The organism is Citrobacter sp. RHB35-C17, from assembly GCF_013816795.1.
Taxonomy (GTDB): domain Bacteria; phylum Pseudomonadota; class Gammaproteobacteria; order Enterobacterales; family Enterobacteriaceae; genus Citrobacter_A; species Citrobacter_A amalonaticus.
Window position 1 is genome coordinate 2,521,875 of record NZ_CP057150.1, and the last position, 24,980, is coordinate 2,546,854.

The 24,980-nt window shown below is 54.1% G+C and carries 22 protein-coding genes, 2 tRNA genes and 2 other RNA genes; 12 read left to right on the top strand and 14 right to left on the bottom strand.

Annotated elements, in window-relative coordinates; all coding sequences use genetic code 11:
• Nucleotides 1–124: 124 nt before the first annotated feature.
• From galU to rssA, 3 genes are all read right to left on the bottom strand, one after another.
• Nucleotides 125–1,033: a UTP--glucose-1-phosphate uridylyltransferase GalU gene (gene galU, locus HVZ37_RS11920; RefSeq protein WP_043000503.1), complete on the bottom strand. Its 909-nt coding sequence runs from the start codon at nt 1,031–1,033 to the stop codon at nt 125–127.
• A 200-nt stretch (nt 1,034–1,233) separates the two neighbouring features.
• The gene (rssB, locus tag HVZ37_RS11925; protein WP_043000502.1) at nt 1,234–2,247 is read right to left on the bottom strand and encodes a two-component system response regulator RssB; all 1,014 of its coding nucleotides are present in this window, start codon (nt 2,245–2,247) and stop codon (nt 1,234–1,236) included.
• A gap of 92 nt (nt 2,248–2,339) precedes the next feature.
• Nucleotides 2,340–3,248 (bottom strand): patatin-like phospholipase RssA, encoded by a 909-nt coding sequence (gene rssA / locus HVZ37_RS11930; protein ID WP_043000501.1) that lies wholly within the window; start codon nt 3,246–3,248, stop codon nt 2,340–2,342.
• Nucleotides 3,249–3,359: 111 nt separating this feature from the next.
• Here rssA and HVZ37_RS11935 point away from each other — a divergent pair, with 111 nt between their 5' ends.
• From HVZ37_RS11935 to HVZ37_RS11960, 6 genes are all read left to right on the top strand, one after another.
• Nucleotides 3,360–3,815 (top strand): YchJ family protein, encoded by a 456-nt coding sequence (locus HVZ37_RS11935; protein WP_109740291.1) that lies wholly within the window; start codon nt 3,360–3,362, stop codon nt 3,813–3,815.
• 55 nt (nt 3,816–3,870) lie between these two features.
• Entirely contained in the window at nt 3,871–4,713 is an 843-nt protein-coding gene (purU, locus tag HVZ37_RS11940; protein WP_043000499.1) for a formyltetrahydrofolate deformylase, read from the top strand.
• 160 nt (nt 4,714–4,873) lie between these two features.
• Nucleotides 4,874–4,958, top strand: a tRNA-Tyr gene (locus HVZ37_RS11945).
• Between the two features lie 35 nt (nt 4,959–4,993).
• A tRNA-Tyr gene (locus tag HVZ37_RS11950) sits at nt 4,994–5,078 on the top strand.
• 46 nt (nt 5,079–5,124) lie between these two features.
• A non-coding RNA gene (locus tag HVZ37_RS11955) (RtT sRNA) lies at nt 5,125–5,255 on the top strand.
• A 46-nt stretch (nt 5,256–5,301) separates the two neighbouring features.
• Nucleotides 5,302–5,432, top strand: a non-coding RNA gene (locus HVZ37_RS11960) — RtT sRNA.
• A 95-nt stretch (nt 5,433–5,527) separates the two neighbouring features.
• On the opposite strand, the gene HVZ37_RS11965 is transcribed toward HVZ37_RS11960, so the two are convergent.
• Nucleotides 5,528–5,971, bottom strand: coding sequence for an Lrp/AsnC family transcriptional regulator (locus HVZ37_RS11965; protein WP_181627542.1), 444 nt, complete (start codon nt 5,969–5,971; stop codon nt 5,528–5,530).
• Nucleotides 5,972–6,078: 107 nt separating this feature from the next.
• Here HVZ37_RS11965 and HVZ37_RS11970 point away from each other — a divergent pair, with 107 nt between their 5' ends.
• Nucleotides 6,079–6,978, top strand: a complete 900-nt coding sequence (locus HVZ37_RS11970; RefSeq protein WP_104446507.1) for a DMT family transporter — start codon at nt 6,079–6,081, stop codon at nt 6,976–6,978.
• On the opposite strand, the gene narI is transcribed toward HVZ37_RS11970, so the two are convergent.
• The 5 genes from narI to HVZ37_RS11995 all read right to left on the bottom strand — a co-directional run bounded on the left by narI (nt 6,972) and on the right by HVZ37_RS11995 (nt 15,412).
• Nucleotides 6,972–7,649: a respiratory nitrate reductase subunit gamma gene (gene narI, locus HVZ37_RS11975; RefSeq protein ID WP_044257700.1), complete on the bottom strand. Its 678-nt coding sequence runs from the start codon at nt 7,647–7,649 to the stop codon at nt 6,972–6,974. The two genes, HVZ37_RS11970 and narI, sit on opposite strands and share 7 nt — an antisense overlap.
• Nucleotides 7,649–8,359, bottom strand: a complete 711-nt coding sequence (gene narJ, locus HVZ37_RS11980; RefSeq protein ID WP_181627543.1) for a nitrate reductase molybdenum cofactor assembly chaperone — start codon at nt 8,357–8,359, stop codon at nt 7,649–7,651. Before narJ ends, narI begins: the two co-directional genes overlap by 1 nt.
• Nucleotides 8,356–9,891 (bottom strand): nitrate reductase subunit beta, encoded by a 1,536-nt coding sequence (narH, locus tag HVZ37_RS11985; RefSeq protein ID WP_044327858.1) that lies wholly within the window; start codon nt 9,889–9,891, stop codon nt 8,356–8,358. The genes narJ and narH overlap by 4 nt, the downstream gene beginning before the upstream one ends.
• Nucleotides 9,888–13,631, bottom strand: coding sequence for a nitrate reductase subunit alpha (locus HVZ37_RS11990; RefSeq protein WP_181627544.1), 3,744 nt, complete (start codon nt 13,629–13,631; stop codon nt 9,888–9,890). Before HVZ37_RS11990 ends, narH begins: the two co-directional genes overlap by 4 nt.
• A 389-nt stretch (nt 13,632–14,020) precedes the next feature.
• A complete protein-coding gene (locus tag HVZ37_RS11995) occupies nt 14,021–15,412 on the bottom strand; it encodes a NarK family nitrate/nitrite MFS transporter (protein WP_181627545.1) in 1,392 nt (463 codons plus the stop codon).
• A gap of 352 nt (nt 15,413–15,764) precedes the next feature.
• Between HVZ37_RS11995 and narX the strand changes: the two genes are divergently transcribed.
• Together narX and narL are read left to right on the top strand one after the other, a co-directional pair.
• Nucleotides 15,765–17,561 carry a nitrate/nitrite two-component system sensor histidine kinase NarX gene (gene narX, locus HVZ37_RS12000; RefSeq protein WP_043000492.1) on the top strand — a complete coding sequence of 599 codons (1,797 nt, stop codon included), beginning with the start codon at nt 15,765–15,767 and terminating at the stop codon, nt 17,559–17,561.
• Nucleotides 17,554–18,204 (top strand): two-component system response regulator NarL, encoded by a 651-nt coding sequence (narL, locus tag HVZ37_RS12005; RefSeq protein WP_042318615.1) that lies wholly within the window; start codon nt 17,554–17,556, stop codon nt 18,202–18,204. The genes narX and narL overlap by 8 nt, the downstream gene beginning before the upstream one ends.
• Here narL and HVZ37_RS12010 read toward each other — a convergent pair whose 3' ends face one another.
• On the bottom strand, nt 18,205–19,611 hold the full coding sequence (locus HVZ37_RS12010; RefSeq protein ID WP_181627546.1) for a YchO/YchP family invasin: 1,407 nt from the start codon (nt 19,609–19,611) through the stop codon (nt 18,205–18,207). It abuts the gene before it with no gap.
• A gap of 208 nt (nt 19,612–19,819) precedes the next feature.
• Between HVZ37_RS12010 and HVZ37_RS12015 the strand changes: the two genes are divergently transcribed.
• Both HVZ37_RS12015 and HVZ37_RS12020 read left to right on the top strand, forming a co-directional pair.
• The gene (locus HVZ37_RS12015) at nt 19,820–20,173 is read left to right on the top strand and encodes a DsrE/DsrF/TusD sulfur relay family protein (RefSeq protein WP_043000489.1); all 354 of its coding nucleotides are present in this window, start codon (nt 19,820–19,822) and stop codon (nt 20,171–20,173) included.
• Between the two features lie 263 nt (nt 20,174–20,436).
• On the top strand, nt 20,437–20,682 hold the full coding sequence (locus HVZ37_RS12020) for a DUF1883 domain-containing protein (RefSeq protein ID WP_042318612.1): 246 nt from the start codon (nt 20,437–20,439) through the stop codon (nt 20,680–20,682).
• Nucleotides 20,683–20,729: 47 nt separating this feature from the next.
• Here HVZ37_RS12020 and HVZ37_RS12025 read toward each other — a convergent pair whose 3' ends face one another.
• Nucleotides 20,730–21,425 (bottom strand): gamma-glutamylcyclotransferase, encoded by a 696-nt coding sequence (locus HVZ37_RS12025; protein WP_043000488.1) that lies wholly within the window; start codon nt 21,423–21,425, stop codon nt 20,730–20,732.
• Between the two features lie 196 nt (nt 21,426–21,621).
• A complete protein-coding gene (chaB, locus tag HVZ37_RS12030; RefSeq protein ID WP_043000487.1) occupies nt 21,622–21,852 on the bottom strand; it encodes a putative cation transport regulator ChaB in 231 nt (76 codons plus the stop codon).
• 273 nt (nt 21,853–22,125) lie between these two features.
• On the opposite strand from chaB, the gene chaA reads away from it, so the two are divergent.
• Complete coding sequence (chaA, locus tag HVZ37_RS12035; protein WP_061070044.1) at nt 22,126–23,226, top strand: sodium-potassium/proton antiporter ChaA; 1,101 nt, start codon at nt 22,126–22,128, stop codon at nt 23,224–23,226.
• A gap of 53 nt (nt 23,227–23,279) precedes the next feature.
• Here chaA and kdsA read toward each other — a convergent pair whose 3' ends face one another.
• Both kdsA and sirB1 read right to left on the bottom strand, forming a co-directional pair.
• Entirely contained in the window at nt 23,280–24,134 is an 855-nt protein-coding gene (kdsA, locus tag HVZ37_RS12040) for a 3-deoxy-8-phosphooctulonate synthase (RefSeq protein WP_043000485.1), read from the bottom strand.
• A 36-nt stretch (nt 24,135–24,170) separates the two neighbouring features.
• Nucleotides 24,171–24,980: an invasion regulator SirB1 gene (sirB1, locus tag HVZ37_RS12045; protein ID WP_043000484.1), complete on the bottom strand. Its 810-nt coding sequence runs from the start codon at nt 24,978–24,980 to the stop codon at nt 24,171–24,173.

The following is a 24,980-nucleotide window of genomic DNA, read 5'->3' on the forward strand; positions in this document are numbered from 1 at the left end:
CTTAAAATCCCGCGCTCTGCGGGATTTTTTATGCCTGCAATCTGACGATTTCTCATCAAGCGTTGGTATAAAAAAACGGCGCTGGATGTCAGCGCCGTCTCAGTTCGTTAATTATAACGTCTGGTTACTTTTTAATACCCATCTCTTCTTCGAGCCAGGCCTTAAATTCGCTACCAAGCGAATTATGTCGAATGCCATATTCCACAAACGCCTGCATATAACCTAATTTATTGCCGCAGTCGTGGCTCTTTCCTTTCATATGGTAGGCTTCAACAGTCTCTTTTTCGATCAGCATGTCAATCGCGTCAGTCAACTGAATTTCGTCACCCGCGCCTGGAGGGGTTTTCGCCAGCAGAGGCCAGATGTCCGCGCTCAACACGTAGCGGCCAACAATCGCCAGGTTTGACGGGGCGACATCGGCTTTCGGTTTCTCCACAACGCCCACCATTGGCACGCTCTCACCTGGTGCCAGCGGTACGCCTTTACAGTCAACCACACCGTATGCGGTCACATCCGCGACCGGTTCAACCATAATCTGGCTATTTCCGGTTTCATCAAATCGACGGATCATTTCAGCCAGATTATCCTGGGATAAATCGGACTCAAACTCATCAAGAATAACGTCAGGCAAAATAACCGCGACAGGTTCATTACCAACCACGGGATGGGCGCACAATACCGCATGGCCCAGGCCTTTTGCCAGCCCCTGACGAACCTGCATTATCGTGACGTGTGGCGGACAAATAGACTGAACTTCTTCGAGTAGCTGGCGCTTAACGCGTTTTTCCAGCATCGCTTCCAGTTCGAAACTGGTATCGAAGTGGTTTTCGATCGAATTTTTCGAGGAGTGCGTCACCAGTACAATTTCAGTGATGCCCGCAGCAATACACTCGTTTACGACATACTGAATTAATGGCTTATCAACCAGCGGCAACATCTCTTTCGGGATCGCTTTCGTCGCCGGTAACATCCTGGTTCCTAATCCCGCTACCGGGATAACGGCTTTTTTGACTTTCGTGTTAATGGCAGCCATTTAAATTCTCCTGGACTGTTCATGTATTGAACGTGTTCATCAATCTGTATCGCATCGAGTATATCAGGACTGACACAAGCCTCAGGTCCGAAAAGGATGCGTGTTCGTATAATTAAGATAAATACGTATAAGACTGGCGCAGATAGTAACACCCGCAGAGAAAGGCAGATACGGCAATTTGCATCCGCCCTCTCGATTGTTCATTCCGCAGACAACATAAGACGTAGCCGACCTCCTGCCCCCCAAATTTGACACTGCCAGGCGTCGCAGCGTTGGCTAATTTGGTTAAGGTAAGTATTACCCAACGTTCCCAGTGGAACGCCGTTACTGATCTGCACATTATGCAATCCGGTATTTAATGTCGCATTGAGTCCGGCAGAAACCAGAATCAGATTTTTAAGCTCACTGTGATAATAGCCAACTAATAGCGGAAACTGTCCGGGTAAATTGGCCTGGCGAAGCAGATGGTTGACCTGTTTCAATAATGCTCCCAGTTCCGGCAGACGCTGATTCTGATGTGCAAGTTGATCCTGTAACAGACCATTAAATAACGCCCGCAGGAGTAACGCCGCCAGCACACCGTTGTCGCCAGCCCGGGTAACGTCCAGACAATAAAATGCGAGATCGTTATCCGAAAGTGGCGCGATATCCAGCACCAGTCCAGGCTTATCCGCCGAAACCAGTTGTCGGTAATTGACCCGGCAATGCGAAATAATCTGCTGCACCGGAGGTTGAAGTTCCTGAAGTAATTTTGCCGCGGCGGCAGGATTATCCACCATCGCATCCCAGTCGCGAAACAGGCGCTCTTCTTCTTCAACCCGGGAATTAAACATATTCGGATACAGGCAGGCAAACACCGTTTCCCGCAGTCGGGTCAGGTCTTTCACCGGCTTCAGCAGGACGTCATCTACGCCAAGACGTAAAGCTTTGGCAATATCCGCCATATTTTCTGTCGCCGAGATCACCAGAATCGGCGTCTGGTCACCGCGATTACGCAAATGCTCCACCAGACTGAGGCCGTTCATTCTTGGCATTGCAAGATCGCAAATCATGAGATCGGGTGTGAAATCAGCTAAACGGTCCAGTGCTTCTATGCCATCGGCCGCCAGAGCTGTTGTCGCTCCCAAAGAGGAAAACCACGAATCCAGAAGCGAGCGGAAAACCGGCTCGTCCTCAACGATTAGAATCTGTTTTCCGACCAATGGCTGCGTCATGTTCTCTCCCCTGACTGGCTTTACTCAATAGTGGCATGCTATTGCCACACACGCCTGTCAGAATATGCTTAAGTGTAGTTAAAAATGGTGCGTCAAACGCCGGCACGCACCAGAGGTAAAAGCTCGTCCATCTTTTTCTCTACCGCTAATCGCCCTGCTTCTATGGCAGAGCTGGCGCGATGAAAATCCAGGGTGGAGATTTGTGGACAGAACGGTTGAATTAAGATATCCGGCGGGTCGCCCGCCATGCGATTACGCTTGAGACGATTTTCCAGCACCTGAATCGAGGTGGTCATGATTTCCATCGCGGTTGGCGCTGTCACCACACGGCGGGCGGTAATATTGCCCAGCCGTTCTTTCAGGCGCGCATGCCAGGAAAGTCCGTCATTATCTCCCTCCGGGCTGTCATCGCTGACATTCAATGACAACAGATCCTGCTGCATCAAATGCGCGTCATGTTGCAGATCGACGGCAATCACAATATCCGCGCCCAGTGCGCGGGTCAGTGAGATGGGAACCGGATTAACGACGCCGCCGTCCACCAGCCAGTAGCCATTGTGAGCGACGGGCGACATCAGGCCGGGAATACTACAGGAGGCGCGAACGGCAAGATGGAGATCGCCCTCCGTAAACCATAATTCACGCCCCGTGCTGAGATTGGTCGCCACCGTCGCAAACCGACGGCTGCACTGTTCAATTTCAGCCACGGGCATGACGTTGCGATATTGATTAAAGACGCGCTCGCCGCGCAACAGTCCGCCTCGACGCCAGGAGAGATCCATCAGACGCAGGACATCCCAATAGCTGAACGAGCAGACCCACTCTTCAAGCGCGGGCAATTTGTTACAGGCGTAGGCGGCACCAACCAGCGAACCGATGGAGCACCCAGCGACGATATCAACATCAATGCCCATGTGTTTGAGGGCTTTGATGACACCAATATGGGACCAGCCTCGCGCAGCACCTGAGCCCAGCGCCAGACCTATTTTCATTTTTCTCATTTGACCAACAAACTTCCCCTGGCTTACGGGCGTAGCAACATCTCCAACGCTCAGTTAACATAGTGCTACCCAGGCTTTTTTATACGCCGTTTTTTTATCAGGGAGTTTTTTGTGTCTCAGCTTTGTCCCTGTGGTAGCGCAGTCGAGTATAGCCTATGTTGCCACCGATATCTGTCTGGCGAGCAAGTCGCACCCGATCCATTGCACCTCATGCGTTCGCGCTACTGCGCTTTTGTGATGAAAGACGCAGATTATTTGATCAGGACCTGGCATTCGGCCTGTCACGCGGCCCGTTTCCGGGATGAGATCGGTGCCGGATTTGCCACAACTGAATGGCTGGGGCTGACCGTTTTCGAACACACCGTGTCTGAGGCGGACAACACCGGTTACGTCAGTTTTGTCGCCCGTTTTCGCGAACACGAAAAACCAGGGGCGATCATTGAACGTTCTCGTTTTTTAAAAGAAAACGGTCAGTGGTACTATATCGATGGTACACGCCCGCAATTTGGACGCAACGACCCCTGCCCTTGTGGCTCAGGTAAAAAATTTAAAAAATGCTGCGGCTAGTCAATTGCCCGACAGTATTCACTCAGCAAACATCATCAACAGGATTACCGCTGCAATGCATTCTTTACAACGAAAAGTGCTTCGTACCATCTGCCCTGACCAGAAGGGGCTTATCGCGCGTATTACGAATATTTGCTACAAACATGAACTGAATATCGTGCAGAACAATGAGTTTGTAGACCACCGCACCGGTCGTTTTTTCATGCGCACCGAACTGGAAGGCATTTTTAACGACGCCACGCTGCTGGCCGATCTGGATAGCGCCTTACCGGAAGGCTCCATTCGCGAGTTGAATCCTGCCGGGCGCCGTCGCGTGGTGATTCTGGTCACCAAAGAAGCGCATTGTCTGGGCGATCTGTTAATGAAAGCCAACTATGGCGGTCTGGATGTGGATATCGCCGCCGTGATTGGTAATCACGAAACGCTGCGTTCGCTGGTCGAGCGTTTTGAAATTCCTTTCGAGCTGGTCAGTCACGAAGGATTAACCCGTGAAGAGCACGATCAGAAGATGGCGGACGCGATTGACGCGCACCAACCGGATTACGTGGTGCTGGCGAAATATATGCGCGTGCTGACACCGGAGTTTGTGGCGCGCTTCCCGAACCAGATTATTAATATTCACCACTCGTTCCTGCCGGCGTTCATCGGCGCACGCCCTTACCACCAGGCTTATGAGCGCGGGGTGAAGATCATCGGCGCGACGGCGCACTACGTGAATGACAATCTGGACGAAGGTCCGATCATCATGCAGGACGTCATCCATGTGGATCACACCTACACGGCCGAAGACATGATGCGCGCCGGGCGCGACGTCGAAAAGAACGTTCTGAGCCGCGCGTTGTATCAGGTACTTGCCCAGCGCGTGTTTGTGTACGGCAACCGGACGATTATTCTTTAATCGACTGAGAAATGAATTGGTTAGCTTTTACGCCTTTACGGGTAAAAATCAGGCAACCAGTTTATTTTTCTCGCCGGAATGCTTTACAGGGGCGCATCATTTGATATGATGCGCCCCGCTTCCCGAAATGGAAGCAGGCCAGTAAAACGCATTACCCCGTGGTGGGGTTCCCGAGCGGCCAAAGGGAGCAGACTGTAAATCTGCCGTCATCGACTTCGAAGGTTCGAATCCTTCCCCCACCACCATTCACGCTGTAAGTTCTGACAATATATTTACCCCTGGTGGGGTTCCCGAGCGGCCAAAGGGAGCAGACTGTAAATCTGCCGTCATCGACTTCGAAGGTTCGAATCCTTCCCCCACCACCATCACTTCCCTGTTATCCCTTTGCCAAATCAATTGATGTTTCCCTATATTCTGCCCATGCGGGGAAGGATGAGAAGCTTCGATTAAGGTTCGATTCGAGCGTAGCGAGAAAGCGTTGCCGCAGGCAACGACCCGAAGGGCGAAGCGCAACGCGCCGAGTAATCCTTCCCCCACCACCATCACTTCCCTGTTATCCCTTTGCCAAATCAATTGATGTTTCCCTATATTCTGCCCATGCGGGGAAGGATGAGAAGCTTCGATTAAGGTTCGATTCGAGCGTAGCGAGAAAGCGTTGCCGCAGGCAACGACCCGAAGGGCGAAGCGCAACGCGCCGAGTAATCCTTCCCCCACCACCATCACTTCCCTGTTATCCCTTTGCCAAATCAATCGACGTTGCCCTGTATTCTGCCCATGCGGGGAATTTTCGATTCGAACGGCACCCAGCAAAACGCTACATCGGTGGCAATCTGCGCTTCACCGGCGAGCTTTTCACTATCGATGTATTACACTGCGCATGCTCGGAAAGTCCATCAAGCAAGGTATCGAGTTGATCGATGGTGCGCACCACCAGCCGGATAACGAAACAATCCTCGCCGGTCACTTTGTCGCTTTCAATACATTCGGGCATCGCCTGAATATATTTATCCACTTTATGAAGCAGGCCCGGTAAAGGCCGAACCCGTACCAGCGCCTGCAAGGTATATCCCAGCGCAGTCAGGTTTACCTGCGCGCCATATCCCTGAATGACGCCGCGCTCTTCCAGGCGTTTCACACGCTCAGCGGTACTCGGTGAAGTCAATCCTACCCGACCACTCAATACCTTTAATGACATCCGCGCATCTTCTACCAGACACGCTACTATCCGTCGGTCGATTACATCAATAAGGTCATTCATGAATTTTTCCTGATAATAAAAAGTTATTCACGCATTTCACCTTATATCAACGCTGTAAAAGCGAACAGCCATTTTCGAAAATAGAGCCTTCAATCAGGAGGTGTGTGATGCGTGATCTTCAGCAAGGCGTCTGGCAAATGAGCCTGGCAATGGTGATTTCCGGTTCAATCGGCGCGTTTGTGTTACTTTCCGGCCTGCCGGTTACTGACGTGGTGTTCTGGCGCTGCCTGATTGGGGCTATCGCGCTATTTCTCTTTATCCGTCTCAGCAAACAACCGTTTAGCCCGCTGACCAGCGTCACGTTGGGGCTGGCAATCCTGGGCGGCATCGCGCTGGTCGTAAACTGGTTGCTGCTGTTTGCCGCCTACGAGCGCATCTCAATCGGTCTGTCGACCGTGGTGTACAACACCCAGCCCTTTATGCTGGTGATGATGGGAATGCTGATGGGCGAGCGAGTCAGTGCAGTAAAATGGGGCTGGCTGTTCCTCGCCTTTGGTGGCGTGGTCATTTTATTATCGGGTGAACTGACCGGAGGCCATCCTACAGCCTGGTTAACCGGTGTGGCCCTCGCACTTGGTGCAGCGTTCTTTTACGCCCTGACGGCAATCATTACCCGCAGACTGAGAAGCATCGCGCCACAGCATATTGCCTTTATTCAGGTGCTGACGGGGGTGGTCATGCTCTTGCCGCTGGCCCAGTTCCCGGCGCTCATCCACGCATACCCGTGGGGTATCTTACTGACGCTGGGGATTGTTCATACCGGCATCATGTACCAGTTGCTGTACAGCGCCATTCAGAAATTGCCCACGCCTGTTACCGGTTCTTTATCCTTTATTTATCCGGTGGTGGCGATCGTCGTCGATAACGTGGTGTTTGGTCATTCACTTAACGCCACACAACTGACAGGCGGCGCGTTAATTCTGTTTGCGGCGGCAGGAAATAACCTCGGCTGGGGCGAAAAAAAACCCCGCGAATGCGAGGTTTCTGATAAAGCCACCCATCAGTGACGGGCGCGAACAATCTGGTATTTGCGCGTCAGATATTCGACTGGCGCGCTCCAGATGTGTACCAGACGGGAGAACGGGAACAGCAGGAACAGCGTCATCCCCAGTACCAGGTGCAGACGGAAGATAAACGCCACCCCCTCCAGATGCGCCGATGCCCCCCCGTGGAACGTCACCACAGACTGCGCCCATCCCACCAGTTTCATCATTTCGCTGCCGTCCATATGCTGGGCGGAGAACGGAATGGTCGACAGTCCCAGCGCACACTGGATCACCAGCAGCGAGAGGATCAGGATGTCAGCGCCGGTGGTGGTCGCCCGCACGCGTGGGCTAAACAGACGACGTTTGAGCAACAACACGCCGCCCACGAGACACATCAGGCCCGCCGCGCCGCCGCCAATCATTGCCATCTTCTGTTTCACTTCAATAGGCAGCCACGCTTCATACATCCAGTGCGGCGTCAGCATACCGAGGAAGTGACCGGCGAAGATCCCCAGAATCCCGAAGTGGAACAGGTTTGAGGCCATGTTCATCCCCTTGCGATCCAGCATCTGGCTGGACGCGGCGCGCCAGGTATACTGACCGTAGTCATAACGCAGCCAGCTACCAATCAGAAACACAGACCCGGCGATATACGGATAGATGTCAAAGAAGAACATATTCAGGAAGTGCATTATTGCTGTCCTCCGGTGGTGATATTCAGATATTGCGGCGCAACGGCTCCGGCAAAACGACGCTGGTGAGCGGAGATTTCAGACTCGCCGCAGCCCTGATCGGCAAAGAATTTCACCTGCTCTTCTTCCCAGACCGCATCGAGCGCTTGCGGCGTATCGTCGCGAACTTCATCGGCAATTTTTTCGGCAACTTTGTCACTGTCGATCGTCGCATTCGCCAGCTTCAGCAGCAGGTCGAACAGCACCGCATAGCGGCTTTCACGCTGTTGCAGACGCGCACTCAGTAGCGCCAGAATCGGGGCGATGTCCTGCAACCCGCCCAGCGCCTCGCGCTTCGGCAACTGTGCCAGGTATTCCAGATACAGCGGCAGATGATCCGGCAATTCACGACTGTCGAGCTGTAAACCGTGCTGCTCGTACTGCGCCATCAGATCAACCATCGCCTGACCGCGGTCGCGTGACTCACCGTGGACATGTTCGAACAGCAATAGCGAGGTTGCCCGACCGCGGTCAAACAGTTCGCTGTAGTTGGCCTGCACATCCAGCATCTCCTGCGCGGTTAAATCGCGCAGGAAAACGCTGAGCGTATGCGCATCCTCTTTATCAAGATTTTCAGATGACGCGAGTGCATCGTACAGTTCCTGCTGATGCTGCCACATGGCAGCATCCGGGTACTCGAGCAGACGCGAAACAATGACGAGTTCAATCATTGGTGCGGCTCCGTTTTGCTGGTCACATCGATGGCGTCAATGCGGCGGCTGTTGAACAGGTTGAATTTGGTGTCAGAACCGTGGCAACCGTCGCCGAAGGTAAAGCCACAACCGCTTTTCTCCGGGAACGCATCACGCGCCAGTTCACGATGGCTACTCGGTACGACAAAACGATCTTCGTAGTTGGCAATCGCCAGATAGCGGTACATCTCCTGCGCCTGTGCTTCGCTTAAGCCCACCTCTTCCAGCGCGCGGGTATCCACTTTACCGTCAACGGTTTCCGCACGTTTATAGTGACGCATCGCCAGCATCCGTTTCAGCGCCAGCAGCACCGGTTGGGTATCGCCTGCGGTGAGCAAGTTAGCAAGGTACTGAACCGGAATACGCAGGCTGTCGACGTCCGGCAGAATGCCGTTGCTGCCAAGCTCACCCGCATCCGCCGCCGACTGAATCGGGGACAGCGGCGGCACATACCATACCATCGGTAGCGTGCGATATTCCGGATGCAGCGGCAGTGCCAGCTTCCAGTCCATCGCCATTTTATAAACCGGCGACTGCTGTGCGGCATCAATCACGCTCAATGGAATACCGTCTTTCAGCGCCTGTTCGATGACCGCCGGGTCGTTCGGATCGAGGAAGACATCCAGTTGGCGCTGATACAGATCTTTTTCGTGCTCGGTGCTCGCCGCGCTTTCAATCGCATCTGCGTCATACAGCAGTACGCCGAGATAACGAATACGGCCCACGCAGGTTTCGGAACAGACGGTTGGCTGGCCAGCTTCAATACGCGGATAACAGAAGATGCACTTCTCGGACTTCCCACTCTTCCAGTTGAAGTAGATCTTTTTGTACGGACAGCCGGTGATGCACATCCGCCAGCCGCGGCACTTATCCTGGTCGATCAGCACGATGCCGTCTTCTTCACGCTTGTAGATAGCGCCGCTCGGGCAGGTCGCCACGCACGCCGGGTTGAGGCAGTGCTCGCACAGGCGCGGCAGATACATCATGAAGGTGTTTTCAAACTGACCGTACATCGCCTTCTGCATGTTTTCGAAGTTCTGGTCTTTGGCGCGTTTTTCAAATTCGCCACCCAGAATTTCTTCCCAGTTCGGACCACTGGTGATTTTGTCCATCCGCTTGCCGGTAATCAGCGAGCGTGGACGGGCAATCGGCTGGTGCTTACTTTCCGGCGCGTTGTGCAGGTTCTGGTAGTCGTAGTCAAACGGCTCGTAATAGTCGTCAATTCCCGGCAGATGCGGGTTGGCGAAAATTTTACCGAGCAGCATCGCACGGTTCCCCATACGCGGCTGCAGTTTGCCGTTGATTTTACGGATCCAGCCGCCCTTCCATTTCTCCTGGTTTTCCCAGTCATTCGGGAAACCAACGCCAGGCTTGCTTTCCACGTTGTTGAACCAGGCGTATTCCATTCCTTCGCGGCTGGTCCAGACATTTTTACAGGTCACAGAACAGGTGTGGCAGCCGATGCACTTATCGAGATTCAGCACCATGCCGACTTGTGAACGAATTTTCATTTTACGCTCTCCTGTACCTGGTCATTGCCTTCGCCATCCAACCAGTTAATGTTCTTCATCTTACGTACCACAACAAATTCATCACGGTTTGAACCGACGGTACCGTAGTAGTTAAAGCCGTAGGCCAGTTGCGCATAGCCACCAATCATGTGAGTGGGTTTTGGCGTAATACGGGTCACTGAGTTGTGGATCCCGCCGCGCTGCTGGGTAATTTCAGACCCTGGCAGGTTCACGATACGTTCCTGGGCGTGGTACATCATGGTCATCCCGGCCGGAACACGCTGGCTTACCACCGCACGCGCCGTCAGGGCACCGTTACTGTTGAACACTTCGATCCAGTCGTTATCTTCAATGCCCAAATCTTTGGCGTCGGTTTCACTCATCCACACAATCGGGCCGCCGCGTGACAAGGTCAGCATCAGCAGGTTGTCGCTGTAGGTAGAGTGGATGCCCCATTTCTGGTGTGGCGTCAGGAAGTTGAGTGCTTTTTCCGGGTTACCGTTGGATTTCTCGCCCATCACTGATTTCACCGAACGGGTGTCGATAGGCGGACGGTAAACCAGCAGGCTTTCGCCGAAATCACGCATCCACTGGTGATCCTGATACAGCGACTGACGACCGGTCAGCGTACGCCACGGAATCAGCTCGTGTACGTTGGTGTAACCGGCGTTGTAAGAGACGTGTTCGTCTTCCAGACCGGACCACGTCGGGCTGGAGATGATCTTACGCGGCTGCGCCTGGATATCGCGGAAGCGGATTTTTTCCTCTTCTTTATTGGTCGCCAGATGCGTATGGTCGCGTCCGGTAAACTCGCTGAGCGCGGCCCAGGCTTTTACCGCCACGTGGCCATTCGTTTCCGGCGCCAGGGTCAGGATCATCTCTGCCGCGTCAATGGCGGTGTTGAGCATTGGTTGGCCTTTTGCCGGGCCGTCTGCCTTGGTGTAGTTAAGCTTACGCAGCAGGTCCATTTCGCTCTGAGTATTCCAGGCGATCCCTTTACCGCCGTTACCGATTTTCTCCATCAGCGGGCCGATCGAGGTGAACCGTTCATAAGTCGCCGGGTAATCGCGTTCAACGGTCATAATGTGCGGCGCGGTGACGCCCGGAATCAGATCGCATTCGCCTTTTTTCCAGTCCTTCACGTCCAGCGGCTGCGCCAGTTCGGCGGCAGAATCGTGTTGAATCGGCAGCGTGACGACATCTGTCTCTTTCCCGAGATGCCCCACGCAGACTTCTGAGAATTTCTTCGCGATAGCCTTGTAGATTTCCCAGTCGCTTTTCGATTCCCAGGCCGGGTCAACGGCCGCAGACAGCGGATGAATAAACGGATGCATATCAGAGGTATTCATGTCGTCTTTTTCATACCAGGTCGCCGTTGGCAGCACGATGTCGGAGTACAAACAGGTACTCGACAGACGGAAGTCCAGCGTCACGACCAGGTCCAGCTTGCCGTCGAGACCGTTGTCCTGCCATTCCACTTCTTCCGGCTTCACGCCTCCCTGCTGACCCAGATCTTTCCCCTGGATCCCGTGTTCGGTTCCCAGCAGGTATTTCAGCATGTATTCATGCCCCTTACCGGATGAGCCCAGCAGGTTGGAGCGCCAGATGAACAGGTTGCGCGGATGGTTTTTCCCGTTCTCCGGCTGCTCGGCCGCGAAACGGATCGAACCTTCTTTCAGTGATTTGACGGTGTAATCCACCGGCGTCATCCCGGCTTTCTTCGCGTCTTCGGCGATAGTCAACGGGTTGGTACCAAGCTGCGGTGCGGACGGCAGCCAGCCCATGCGCTCAGCACGCACGTTGAAATCAATCAGATGACCGCTGTAGCGCGATTTGTCCGCCAGTGGTGACAGCAGTTCCTGCGCGGTAACGGTCTCATAGCGCCACTGGCTGGAGTGGTTGTAGAAGTACGACGTACTGTTCATGTGACGTGCCGGACGCTGCCAGTCAAGGGCAAACGCCAGCGGCTGCCAGCCGGTCTGCGGACGCAGTTTTTCCTGGCCGACATAGTGCGCCCAGCCACCGCCGCTCTGGCCGATACAGCCACAGAACACCAGCATGTTGATCAGACCACGATAGTTCATATCGAGGTGATACCAGTGGTTCAGACCGGCACCGACGATGATCATCGAACGGCCATGCGTCTTATCGGCGTTGTCGGCAAACTCACGCGCGATGCGGGTGATCTGTGCACGCGGCACGCCGGTAATCTGTTCTGCCCACGCCGGGGTATACGCTTTGATGTCGTCATAACTGGTGGCGCAGTTGGCATCGTTCAGACCGCGTTCCAGACCGTAGTTAGCCATCGTCAGGTCATACACGGTGGTAACCAGCGCCGTTGTGCCGTCTGCCAGTTGCAGACGTTTAGCCGGCAGTTTGTGCAGCAGCACGTTTTCCAGTTCGACTTTATTGAAGTGCTCGGTGCCTTCACCACCAAAGTACGGGAAGCCCACCTCGGCGATCTCGTCCTGGCTACCCAGCAGACTCAATTGCAGTTCTGTCTCGGCACCGGTCGTACCATCGCGCTGCTCGAGGTTCCATTTGCCTTTTTCACCCCAGCGGAAACCGATCGAGCCGTTCGGCGCAACCATGTCACCATTGTTGTTAATGGCAACGGTTTTCCATTGCGGATTATTTTCCTGGCCCAGTGAATCCACAAGGTCAGCAGCGCGCAGCATACGGCCCGCGGCATAGTAACCGTCACGCGCTTCCAGCATCACCAGCATCGGCATGTCGGTGTAGCGACGTACGTAGTCGGTAAAGTACTGGCTCGGATTGTCGAGATGGAATTCACGCAGCATGACGTGACCCATTGCCAGCGCCATCGCCGCATCGGTGCCCTGCTTCGGCGCCAGCCAGAGGTCGCACAGCTTGGCGATTTCAGCGTAGTCCGGCGTTACCGCAACGGTTTTAGTGCCTTTATAACGGACTTCGGTAAAGAAGTGAGCATCCGGCGTACGGGTCTGCGGAACGTTAGATCCCCAGGCGATGATGTAGCTGGAGTTGTACCAGTCAGCGGATTCCGGCACGTCGGTCTGCTCACCCCAGGTCTGCGGAGACGCCGGTGGCAGGTCGCAGTACCAGTCGTAGAAGCTCAGGCAGGTGCCGCCAATCAGGGAGAGATAACGCGCGCCGGACGCATAAGAAACCATCGACATCGCCGGGATCGGCGAGAAGCCCGCCACGCGGTCCGGGCCGTACGTTTTCACGGTATAGACGTTAGAAGCGGCAATCAGCTCATTTACTTCCTGCCAGGAAGAACGGACGAAACCACCGCGACCACGCGCTTGTTTAAAGCTTTTTGCTTTATCGGCGTCTTCGATGATGGACGCCCAGGCGTCAACCGGATCGCTGTGCTGCACTTTCGCCTCACGCCACATCTTCATCAGACGTTTGCGCATCAGCGGGTATTTCAGTCGGTTAGCACTGTAGAGATACCAGGAATAACTCGCACCACGCGGACAGCCACGAGGCTCGTGGTTTGGCATGTCCGGACGGGTACGTGGGTAGTCGGTTTGCTGGGTTTCCCAGGTCACCAGACCGTTTTTAACGTAGATTTTCCAGCTACATGAGCCGGTGCAGTTAACCCCGTGGGTTGAGCGCACAACTTTATCGTGCTGCCAACGCTGGCGATATCCATCCTCCCAGTCCCGGTTGGTTTCGAGAAGCTGGCCGTGCCCATTGGCAAAGGTTTCACCCTTCTGCTTGAAGTAGCGAAACCGGTCCAGGAATTTACTCATCGGTTCTCTCCTGTGGAGCCTGACGGCTCTCTGATAAATCGACATTGCTTGATTGAGAGCGAAGGTAACGCTCTGAAAGGTCGTGAGAATTGATAACGATCAAGGCATACAGGGATGAAAATGGAGGGTAATTTTTGAAATACCCCTTTCGGAGGATTGGGCATTTAACAATATCCATCTGTTTTTAAAGCTTATTTTTTCAATCGTATTTTCCGTAAATGTTAAATTCTTAACGAGTGGGTATTAAGAGGTATGCCCTCTTGGTTGACCTCTTTTCGCAACGAACTGATAGAGCGACGTGACAATAACCATCAGTATGTTGTAACTAATCAGAGGCAAAAAAAAGCGCGGTCTAACGCCGCGCAATGGGGAATACATGACTGCTGTTTTTATTTTTTCGAATGTCGTCCGTATACCAACCAGGTGATAATCACACAGGCGATATAGAAGATCAGGAAGACTTTCATCGCGTCAACCGGTGAGCCGGTTAAGGCCAGCGAGGTACCAAACGCTTTCGGGATAAAGAAGCCGCCAATCGCGCCAATCGCAGAGATAAAGCCTAACGCTGCTGCTGTATCGGTCGCCGCTTCGCGCATCGCTTTCTCTTCAGAGCCGCCTTCAGCCTTCACGCGATCCATCGTCAGCTTACGGAAGATAACGGAGATCATCTGGAAGGTGGAGCCGCTACCCAGCCCGGCCGTCATAAACAAGGCAAGGAAGACCGCGAAGAAGGCGATGAAACTGCCGCCCGATCCGTTGGTTGGTAAGGTCAGGAACAGCAGACCGCTGAAAATCGCCATCAGCACGAAGTTCACCAGCGTGACACGAGTCCCGCCTAATCGGTCAGAGATCGCCCCGCCCGCAGAACGCGCCAGCGCGCCAACCAGGGGACCAAAAAATGCATAATGCAGGATCTGAATCTCCGGAAACTGGGTCTTTGACAGCATCGCAAAACCTGCGGAAAACCCTATGAATGAGCCGAACGTCGCCAGATAAAGCAGGCTCATGATCCACAGATGACCACGCTTGAGAACCGGCAATTGCTCCTTCAACGATGCTTTTGAGGTCGCCAGTTCATTCATACCAAACCAGGCCGCCAGCGTGAAGAAAGCGAGGAACGGCACCCAGATCCATGCGGCATTCGCCAGATACAGTTGCGAACCATCCGGTTGCTCAACGCCGTGGCTGCCAAAGACAGCGAAGATCGACAGCGAGACCACCAGCGGCGCAACAAGCTGCATTACGCTGACGCCCATATTTCCCAGACCGCCGTTCAGCCCCAGCGCACCGCCCTGCTTCTGCTTTGGAAAGAAGAAGCTGATGTTCGCCATACTGGAGGCAAAGTTTGCGCCGGCAAAGCCGCACAGCAATGAAATCACGATAAAGGTACTGAACGGTGTGGACGTATCCTGCACCGCGAACCCTAACCAGACGCACGGGATAATCAGGATCCCGGTACTGAACGCGGTCCAGCGACGACCGCCGAAGACCGGTACCATAAAGGAGTAAGGCACACGTAATAACGCGCCAGAGACCGACGGTAACGCCGTCAGCATAAACAACTGTTCAGTGGTAAACGTGAAACCGACTTTCGGCAGATTCACCGCAACAGCACTGAATAACATCCAGACGCAAAACGCCAGCAGCAGACAGGGGACAGAAATCCACAGGTTGCGACTGGCGATACGATGACCTCGCTGTGCCCAGAATGCCGGATCTTCCGGCCGCCATTCTGTGATTACAGCTCCAGATGCCCTTTCGGGGACGGATGAGTGACTCATAGACACCTCTGATACTCGATTCGATGCCTGCAACAGTAGGGTTTACAGCGCGAGGTAAGTTGATATAAATCAAAGGAAAAGTTGTCGATATCTCAACAGAAAAATCATGATCACCCTAAGTGAGTAGGATAATTCACCAAAAAATACGTGGTTTTTCACAGTGCTGCCTGCCGCAGGTACCCCCTTCCTCAAATCCCCTGCGGATACGGCAATTAAGAGGTAACTCGCTTTAGGTATGGGTATACTCCAGGGGATGGTCGAGAATAACGCCACTGCCGATTCTGCCCGGCACTCTCGTCATTCATTGAGGTTTCCCCATTCGCTGTCCGGAGACCTGAAGGAAGAAGGTTTTATGCTAAAACGTTGTCTCTCTCCGCTCACGCTGGTTAACCAGGTGGCGCTTATTGTGATGCTCTCAACCGCGATCGGCGTGGCGGGTATGGCTGTCTCTGGCTGGCTGGTTCAGGGCGTCCAGGGTAGCGCGCACGCCATTAATAAAACCGGATCGCTGCGGATGCAAAGCTATCGACTGCTCGCCGCGGTACCACTGAGCGCTGACGACCAGAAATTGCTTGATGAGATGGAGCAGACCGCGTTCAGCCCGGAACTGACCCGCGCAGCAGAACGCGACGGTCAGCAGGAACAACTGCGCGCCCTCCAGGATTACTGGCATCGCGAACTCTCCCCCGGCCTGCGGCAAGCCAGTAGCAGAGACGCCGTCGCGGCCGACGTCAACCAGTTTGTCGCTGGCCTTGATCGGCTCGTCTCCGCGTTTGACCACACCACCGAAATGCGCATCGAACGCGTGGTGATGGTGCACCGGGTGATGGCGATTTTTATGGCGCTGCTGCTGGTCTTTACCATTATCTGGCTGCGGGCGCGACTGCTTCAGCCGTGGAAGCAACTGTTGTCGATGGCCCGCGCCGTCAGTCAGCGCGACTTTACCCAACGCGCGCAAATCGGCGGGCGTAATGAGATGGCGATGCTCGGCGACGCGCTTAATAACATGTCCGACGAACTGGCAGAAAGCTATTCAGTGCTCGAACAACGCGTCAGAGAAAAAACGGCCGGGCTGGAGCAGAAAAACCAGATCCTCTCTTTTCTCTGGCAGGCCAACCGCCGTCTGCATTCGCCGGTGCCGCTTTGCGAACGACTCTCCCCGGTGCTGAACGGTCTGCAAAACCTGACCCAAATGCATGACATCGAACTGCGGGTTTATGACCAGGAAGATGAAGAGAACCATCAGGAATTTACCTGCCAGTCCGATATCAGCTGTGATGATAAAGGGTGCCATCTCTGTCCCCGCGAGTCGCTGCCGCCAATTGAAGGGGGAATGACGCTGAAATGGCGCTTAACGGACACCCATACCCAGTACGGCATTTTGCTGGCGACCCTGCCGCAGGGGCATCACCTGAGTCACGATCAGCAGCAACTGGTGGATACCGTCGTGGAACAGCTCACCGCGACGCTGGCGTTGGATCGCAATCAGGAACGCCAGCAGCAGTTGATTGTCATGGAGGAGCGTGCAACCATTGCGCGCGAACTGCATGATTCTATTGCACAATCACTGTCCTGTATGAAGATGCAGGTCAGTTGCCTGCAAATGCAGGGAGAGACATTGCCGGACAGCAGCCGCGACCTGCTCGGCCAGATCCGCAACGAGCTGAATGCGTCATGGGCGCAACTGCGTGAACTGTTGACGACGTTTCGCTTACGGCTGACGGAACCCGGTCTGCGCCCCGCGCTGGAAGCCAGCTGCCAGGAATACAGCGCCCGTTTTGGTTTTACGGTGAAACTGGATTACCAGTTACCACCGCGCCTGGTGCCTTCGCATCAGGCGATTCACCTGCTGCAAATTGCCCGCGAAGCCTTAAGCAATGCGCTTAAGCATTCTCACGCTGATGATGTGGTGGTCACCGTGGCGCTGAAAGGCAAGCAGGTAAAATTGACTGTACAGGACAACGGCTGCGGCGTTCCTGAGAACGCCGAACGCAGTAACCACTATGGCATGATCATTATGCGCGACCGGGCACAGAGCCTGCGCGGAGATTGCCAGGTACGCCGTCGCGAGACGGGAGGCACTGAAGTCGCTGTCACGTTTATTCCCGAAAAATACTTCACAGAAGTTCAAGGAGATACCCATGAATAATCAGGAACCGGCAACTATCCTGCTCATCGACGATCATCCGATGTTGCGGACCGGCGTCAAACAGCTTGTCAGCATGGCGCCCGATATCACCGTGGTCGGTGAAGCCAGCAACGGCGAACAGGGTATCGAACTGGCCGAATCGCTTGACCCGGATCTGATCCTGCTCGACCTGAACATGCCAGGGATGAACGGGCTGGAAACCTTAGACAAATTACGTGAGAAAGCGCTGTCCGGACGGATCGTCGTCTTTAGCGTGTCGAATCATGAGGAAGATGTCGTGACGGCGCTCAAGCGCGGGGCTGATGGTTATCTGCTGAAGGATATGGAACCGGAAGATCTGCTTAAGTCGTTACAGCAGGCTGCCGCCGGAGAAATGGTCTTAAGTGAAGCGTTAACGCCGGTGCTGGCTGCCAGCCTGCGCGCCAACCGTGCCACCTCCGATCGCGATGTCACCCAACTCACCCCGCGTGAGCGTGACATTCTGAAGCTTATCGCCCAGGGTCTACCGAACAAAATGATTGCCCGCCGCCTGGATATCACCGAGAGCACGGTGAAAGTCCACGTGAAGCATATGCTGAAGAAGATGAAGCTTAAATCACGTGTTGAAGCGGCAGTGTGGGTGCATCAGGAACGTATCTTCTGATTACTCCTCCGGGAGCAACCTCCAGCGCGGATCGTCCCCTGGCATTGCCATAAAGGGTTCCGTCAGCGTGAGCGTGATCTCATTGGAAGAGACACGCTGCCCCTTCTCATCTTCCACCACTACCGACAATTGCCAGCGGTTACTCGCGCCTTCGCTGCTGTCCCAGGCCGGCATAATCACCGTCCAGCCCTCAACGCTTTCCGCGTTTGCCCCCGCCGTCAGGCTCAGCGCCTGCGCATCCCCCTGCCAGGTGAGATGACGAACGCCATGTCGACTACGTACCTGCAATTTTAGCGGCACCGTTTCGCCCGGATGCAGATCCCACGGTGGGGTTGCCAGAAATACGCTCAGGGTTTTGCGCTGACGATACTCCATCGTCGGCAGGTTGTTGCGCTGCGGATGATCGTAGCGGCTTCCGCGCAGCGACTGGCTCTCCGCCACCTCGCTGGCAGCCAGTTGTTTTTTCAGCGGTACGCCGAAGCGGTAGTTCAGGTTCAGCCCGAGGTTGTTCTGGCTGAGACCGCTCTCCCCCTGCTTGTGCTGGGCGGTGACCGTGACCAGCGGGACCGGGGTGTAATTCAGCCCCAGTTTCACCGCCACCGGATTGTGATAGCCCGTTCCGGAATCGAACAGATCGACGCTGTCACCAAAATATTGTTCCACGCTAACGCTGGTATTGAGATATTCGTAGAACGGCAGTCGCATTTGCGCCGTTACGTCGTAACCGCGCGCCATTCGTTGCTCCAGCGTCGGCGTATGGGCGCGCCATGAGGCAAACGGCTGGTAATAATTGGCCGACAGCCGCAGGTATTCCCCCCACGCTTCAGCGCCCAGCCCGCCGCGCTGGAGGTTTTCATCGAGCAGATTATCGTAGAAAGTGTTATAGCCGAGCAGCCAGCCGTCACGCACCCAGCGCTGGCCGATACCCACATTACTCACCAGCCCGTCATCCTGCTGAGTAAGACCCAGTTGACTCCAGGTGAGGTAGCGCGAGTTATCCTGCCAGGGGACAAACCAGCTTCCGCGACTACCGTTGAAATTGCCTTCGTTATCGACCTGCACGTTGACGCTGGCCTTCCCCCATGGCGACAGCCAGGATTCCAGTTGTTGATTCACCTGCTCACTCACCGCATCGCGCACCTGGCCAAAGGCAAATTGTTTTGCCTGCTCGCCGGTGTCCAGACCGTTGTCGATCATGCTCGCCTCGCCAAAGGCTTTTACCATCTCGGCGAAATGTTTTGCGCCTTCATGCGCTTCGGGAGCCATGCCCAGATCGGGCAACCCGTCCTGGTTATTATCAAAGGGATTTTCGGCCTGTTGCATAAAGGCGGATTGTGCACTGGCGTGACCGCCTGCTAACAGCAAGAGTAACCAGAGAGGGAGGGAATGCGATACAAAACGACTCAAATTGACGATAGCTTCTTACGGAATTCAGTTAACTTAACCTTTAAAAGCTTACCTGACTCCTCGTCGTTTTGCAGGTTTTCTCACACTTTCAGGAATATCCTTACTCTTGCCAGGCTCTCCTTTTCCTCAGACTTTCGTTGGTATCACCCCGCTTGCGCGGTAACATAAGTGACTGACAATTCAAACTTCCCCGCTAACAGGAGTCAACATGCAAAAGATAGTGATCATTGCCAACGGTGCGGCATACGGTAGCGAATCGTTATTTAACAGCCTGCGGCTGGCGATCGCGTTACGTGAACAGGCGAGCGACCTCGACCTTCGTCTGTTTCTGATGTCGGATGCCGTTACGGCGGGTTTGCGCGGTCAGAAGCCCACAGAAGGCTACAACATCCAGCAGATGCTGGAGATCCTTACTGCCCAGAACGTCCCGGTAAAACTGTGCAAGACCTGCACGGACGGGCGCGGGATCACGACACTGCCGCTGATCGACGGCGTGGAAGTCGGAACGCTGGTGGAACTGGCGCAATGGACGCTGGCCGCCGACAAAGTGCTCACCTTTTAATCCCCCTTTTCAGGCAAGCTTGCTGAAACAGCCGGTTATTTCCGAATTTAATCTTATTGGGGCGTATCTTTACCAAAAGTAAGTGCGCCCGATCACGCTTTTCTCCGGGATTTTGTCACTATTGTTTAATCGTTATGCCATTTTTTGATCAAAATCAGCATCCACAGCCTAACTCTTTGGTGTTATGCCTCATGGGTAAAATGTGAACAACATCACGCAGCACTTCCGAAAGGAAGTACGTTGTTTTCAATACGGGGTGAGAAATGGCATTAGTAAAGGCAAGTTTGAAGTTATTTGGTGGGGATACCGTGGTCGTACGCTGTTCGGAGCGTTGCCATATCCATCTGATGAGCGAAAAAAATCACGTTAAAGACACGCAGACCGACATATTAAGCGTGCAGAACCGTGATAACGCATGGTTGACCGTACCGTATACCGGCGTCTGGAATGTCCTGATCGACAGTCATAGCCAGTCGCTTGAACATTCCATCAGTTATATCGCCGCCTGATACGCAAATGGCCCGGTCGCGCTTACGCAGCCGGGCCGACATAAGCCTCACGCGAAACCCGGCCGCATAACACCTTCAGGCAGCGACTCCCCTAACAAACCGCGCACGTTAGTCACCAGATCGTTAAGACACTCATCCTGCATCCCCAGTTTCTGCAACTCCTGTTCAAGCGAAAACAGGTACTGCGCGTTCGTGCCAAGCGGCCCACTGGCAGCAGCAATCAACGGGGCGATAATTTGCGCTCGCGTGTCCGACTCATACAGCGGATGGCGCGGATCCATAATAAATACCAGTGCATTGACCGTTCGTCCGTCGTCCAACGCCAGTTGACACCACGTCGGCAGGTAGCAGCCGGTGATCATTTCGCGCTTCCACAACAGCGTTAATTCCTGTTCAAGCGAGGCATCCGGAAGACGATAGGCCACACCGGTGGTGCGTCCGCCCTCTTTTAGTGCAAGCATTCGTCCCGGCTGACACGCGGTTCCGCGCCCTGCCGTGAGACGCAGGCAAAAGGCCCGATGCCATCCCACCAGCGTACCGGTACATGACTCCTCAAATTCTAACGCCGGGTTCCACATCAACGATCCATAACCGAAGATCCACACCGGTCCATCATCTGGTCGGCATGCCAGCGTCGCCGCAAGGGACGCTGCACGTTGCTCTGCTGACCATAAGAGTGATTCTTCAATAGCACCAAATGCCGTTTTACAATCGGCATTCATCAAGAAATCACGCGTTAACACCTTACACCTCCGCCACTGCATACTTCCCTGCGACAACTTTTTGACGCCTTCCGGGCATTTTAACTGCTCATTTTGAAACCAATATCACGACAATATGCAATTCATGGGCCGCTTGCAAGGCAGCAACGGGGGCGGGTAGCACGATTCGCCTACGCGTTCACGGGAGCTATAGCGTTAGACCTTATAATTGAAGTGGTTAGGATTTCTTATGCCACTTCTCATCTTCACCTTTGGCATACTCTTTTTTCACTGCTGACCACGCCACCTTATGTGCGGTCTCTTCCCGACTGGCATCATCGCGGCGATCGGCTTTGTCCTTGTACTGCTCCCAGGCACTATTGAACGCCTCTTTGTAGATCTCCTGGGCATGGGCGGGTAAGACGTGTTGTACGCTGTCTGGCAGATCTTTTTTTGCTTGATAGGGCATCATTGACTCCACTTTTTGGCTAAACCTTAAGTGTGGTCAACCCTGAGCGCCTCTGCCACTACAATAAGGTTTATTCATTCTGCAGCCTGCATAAGTTTCTGTTATTTAAACACTCTATAAACAAGAGTTTCTCTTTCTGTCGTTTTAAAGGTGAAAGGCCGAAATGCCGTAAAATTTCGTAAAATATCACCGTAAAGCCTGCGTTTTCTGTTATTTTTTACACGCTTTATTACATTTATAACTAAAATCGACCTGCAGAGATGGAGAGCATTCATGACATATGCACATGAGGCGGTGAAAACCCGCCATAAGGAGACATCGCTTATTTTCCCGGTTGTGGCGCTGGTAGTGCTGTTCCTGTGGGGGGGCAGCCATTCACTACCAGCGGTAATCGGCATTAACCTTCTTGCCCTGATTGGTATTTTAAGCAGCGCCTTTAGCGTTGTTCGTCACGCCGACGTACTGGCTCATCGCCTCGGCGAACCCTACGGCTCACTCATTCTGAGCCTGTCAGTGGTCATTCTTGAAGTCAGCCTGATCTCAGCGCTGATGGCGACCGGTGATGCGGCACCTACGCTGATGCGCGACACGCTCTATTCCATCATCATGATTGTCACTGGTGGTCTGGTGGGCTTTTCGTTATTACTGGGCGGGCGTAAGTTCGCCACTCAGTATATGAATCTGTTCGGTATCAAACAGTATCTGATTGCCTTGTTTCCGCTGGCAATTATCGTGCTGGTGTTTCCGATGGCGCTGCCCGGTGCGAATTTCACCACCGGCCAGGCGCTGTTGGTGGCCTTAATTTCTGCCGCGATGTACGGCGTATTCCTGCTCATTCAGACCAAAACGCACCAGAGTCTGTTTGTTTATGAGCACGAAGATGACAGCGACGACGACGACCCGCATCACGGTAAGCCCTCTGCGCACAGTAATGTGTGGCATGCCGTCTGGCTGGTGATTCATCTGATTGCGGTCATTGCCGTCACCAAGATGAACGCAAACCCGCTGGAGACACTGCTGACCGAACTGAACGCCCCGGTCGCCTTTACCGGCTTCCTGGTCGCGCTGCTGATCCTCTCTCCGGAAGGGCTTGGGGCGCTGAAAGCAGTGCTGAATAACCAGGTGCAGCGCGCCATGAATCTGTTCTTCGGTTCAGTGCTGGCCACTATCTCCCTGACGGTACCGGTGGTAACGCTGATTGCGTGGGCGACGGGGAATGACCTGGTGTTCGGCTTAGACGCACCAGAAATGGTAGTGATGGTGGCGTCACTGGTGCTGTGCCATATCTCGTTCTCAACGGGGCGCACTAACGTACTGAACGGTGCGGCGCATCTGGCGCTGTTTGCCGCCTATCTGATGACGATCTTTGCCTGATCCCTCAGACGAAAAAAACCCCGCTGCGGCGGGGTTTTCTGTTTCTGCGTGACTTAGTTCTCAGTGTCGAGCTCGTCGAAGCTTTTCACCAGATCGTCAACCGCTTTCATCTGCACCAGGAACTGTTCCAGCTTCGCCAGCGGTAGCGCGGATGGGCCGTCGCATTTCGCGTTGTCCGGATCCGGATGCGCTTCAATGAACAGACCGGCCAGACCGACCGCCATACCGGCACGCGCCAGCTCAGTCACCTGACCACGACGGCCACCAGACGCTGCGCCAAACGGGTCACGGCACTGCAGCGCGTGGGTCACGTCGAAAATCACCGGGCTGTTGCCAGAAACTTTCTTCATCACGCTGAAGCCCAGCATATCGACAACGAGGTTGTCATAACCGAAGTTTGCCCCACGGTCGCACAGGATCACCTTGTCGTTACCGCCTTCATGGAATTTATCCACGATATTGCCCATCTGACCCGGGCTCACGAACTGCGGTTTCTTCACGTTGATGACCGCGCCGGTTTTCGCCATCGCTTCCACCAGGTCGGTCTGACGCGCGAGGAACGCCGGTAACTGAATCACATCTACAACGTCAGCAACAGGCTGCGCCTGGCTGGCTTCATGAACGTCGGTGATCACTTTTACGCCAAAGGTCTGCTTCAGTTCCTGGAAGATTTTCATCCCTTCTTCCAGGCCCGGTCCACGGTAGGAGTGGATAGAGGAACGGTTGGCTTTATCAAAAGAGGCCTTGAACACGTAAGGGATACCCAGTTTCTGGGTAACGGTCACGTAGTGCTCACAAATGCGCATCGCCAGATCGCGCGATTCCAGCACGTTCATCCCGCCAAACAGCACGAACGGCAGATCGTTTGCTACCTTGATGTCGCCAATGCTAACCACTTTTTGTTTCATAGGATCGCCTTAATGATGAGTAAGAATGTCGATAAATTAATGCAGGACAATTTGCTTATGCGAGATGTTATTAATCTGCGCACGAATCATTTCGCTGATCGGGTCTTCCGGACACTGCTCAACGAAATAGCTTAAATCGGTCAGCGCGACATGTTCACATTCCAGTTGCGCATAAATTAAGCCCCGGTCACGTATTTCATACGGATCTTCCGGGTTAAATTGCAGTAACGCTTCGCTCGCTCGCAGCGCCAGCTCCATCTGTTGTTCTTCCATTAAGGAAGATTTCAGCGTGTCCAGCAGCTTGCGAATCACTTCCGCGTTATCCGCTTCATCCAGGTCCTCGTTAAATAACTCAGCGACCGGACTGATATTCCCCTTCAGCCACACTTCCAGCGTATGCTCATTCAACGTTTCCCCGTTAAACGGGTTGATGAGCCACATCTCGCCTTCCAGCGACTCGATACGCAAAATAAGCTGCGTCGGGAATATCACCGGCACCAGCGGTAATGACAATCGGTTGGCAATCCACAGTAAAATTGCCCCCAGTGACACCGCACTGCCCTGGCGGTTCTTCAGTACCTGGTCAAGCCATAGCGCGTCGGACAAGCGGTAAACGCCGCGGGTGTCAGTAAAGCCCCACTCGCCGTAGAAAAGTGCCAGCAATTTTTCCAGTTGCTCATCCTGAGACAAAAGCTGGCTAATTTCTTCTTGCGCCAGGCTGACCAGACGTTCCAGCTCGTCATAGACAGTTTGCGAAGGGAAATCCAGGCGGATCGATTCCGATGCCAGGATCATCCCGTCGCACAATGGCGCTTTGTTAAATTCGAAATCAGCTAACGACCTCAT

Excerpts from the sequence above, each read along its gene's own strand:
- galU (WP_043000503.1), bottom strand. The coding sequence starts at position 1,033 with ATGGCTGCCATTAACACGAAAGTCAAAAAAGCCGTTATCCCGGTAGCG.
- rssB (WP_043000502.1), bottom strand. The coding sequence starts at position 2,247 with ATGACGCAGCCATTGGTCGGAAAACAGATTCTAATCGTTGAGGACGAG.
- rssA (WP_043000501.1), bottom strand. The coding sequence starts at position 3,248 with ATGAGAAAAATGAAAATAGGTCTGGCGCTGGGCTCAGGTGCTGCGCGA.
- purU (WP_043000499.1), top strand. The coding sequence starts at position 3,871 with ATGCATTCTTTACAACGAAAAGTGCTTCGTACCATCTGCCCTGACCAG.
- HVZ37_RS11965 (WP_181627542.1), bottom strand. The coding sequence starts at position 5,971 with ATGAATGACCTTATTGATGTAATCGACCGACGGATAGTAGCGTGTCTG.
- HVZ37_RS11970 (WP_104446507.1), top strand. The coding sequence starts at position 6,079 with ATGCGTGATCTTCAGCAAGGCGTCTGGCAAATGAGCCTGGCAATGGTG.
- narI (WP_044257700.1), bottom strand. The coding sequence starts at position 7,649 with ATGCACTTCCTGAATATGTTCTTCTTTGACATCTATCCGTATATCGCC.
- narJ (WP_181627543.1), bottom strand. The coding sequence starts at position 8,359 with ATGATTGAACTCGTCATTGTTTCGCGTCTGCTCGAGTACCCGGATGCT.
- narH (WP_044327858.1), bottom strand. The coding sequence starts at position 9,891 with ATGAAAATTCGTTCACAAGTCGGCATGGTGCTGAATCTCGATAAGTGC.
- HVZ37_RS11990 (WP_181627544.1), bottom strand. The coding sequence starts at position 13,631 with ATGAGTAAATTCCTGGACCGGTTTCGCTACTTCAAGCAGAAGGGTGAA.
- HVZ37_RS11995 (WP_181627545.1), bottom strand. The coding sequence starts at position 15,412 with ATGAGTCACTCATCCGTCCCCGAAAGGGCATCTGGAGCTGTAATCACA.
- narX (WP_043000492.1), top strand. The coding sequence starts at position 15,765 with ATGCTAAAACGTTGTCTCTCTCCGCTCACGCTGGTTAACCAGGTGGCG.
- narL (WP_042318615.1), top strand. The coding sequence starts at position 17,554 with ATGAATAATCAGGAACCGGCAACTATCCTGCTCATCGACGATCATCCG.
- HVZ37_RS12015 (WP_043000489.1), top strand. The coding sequence starts at position 19,820 with ATGCAAAAGATAGTGATCATTGCCAACGGTGCGGCATACGGTAGCGAA.
- HVZ37_RS12020 (WP_042318612.1), top strand. The coding sequence starts at position 20,437 with ATGGCATTAGTAAAGGCAAGTTTGAAGTTATTTGGTGGGGATACCGTG.
- chaB (WP_043000487.1), bottom strand. The coding sequence starts at position 21,852 with ATGCCCTATCAAGCAAAAAAAGATCTGCCAGACAGCGTACAACACGTC.
- chaA (WP_061070044.1), top strand. The coding sequence starts at position 22,126 with ATGACATATGCACATGAGGCGGTGAAAACCCGCCATAAGGAGACATCG.
- kdsA (WP_043000485.1), bottom strand. The coding sequence starts at position 24,134 with ATGAAACAAAAAGTGGTTAGCATTGGCGACATCAAGGTAGCAAACGAT.
- sirB1 (WP_043000484.1), bottom strand. The coding sequence starts at position 24,980 with ATGAGGTCGTTAGCTGATTTCGAATTTAACAAAGCGCCATTGTGCGAC.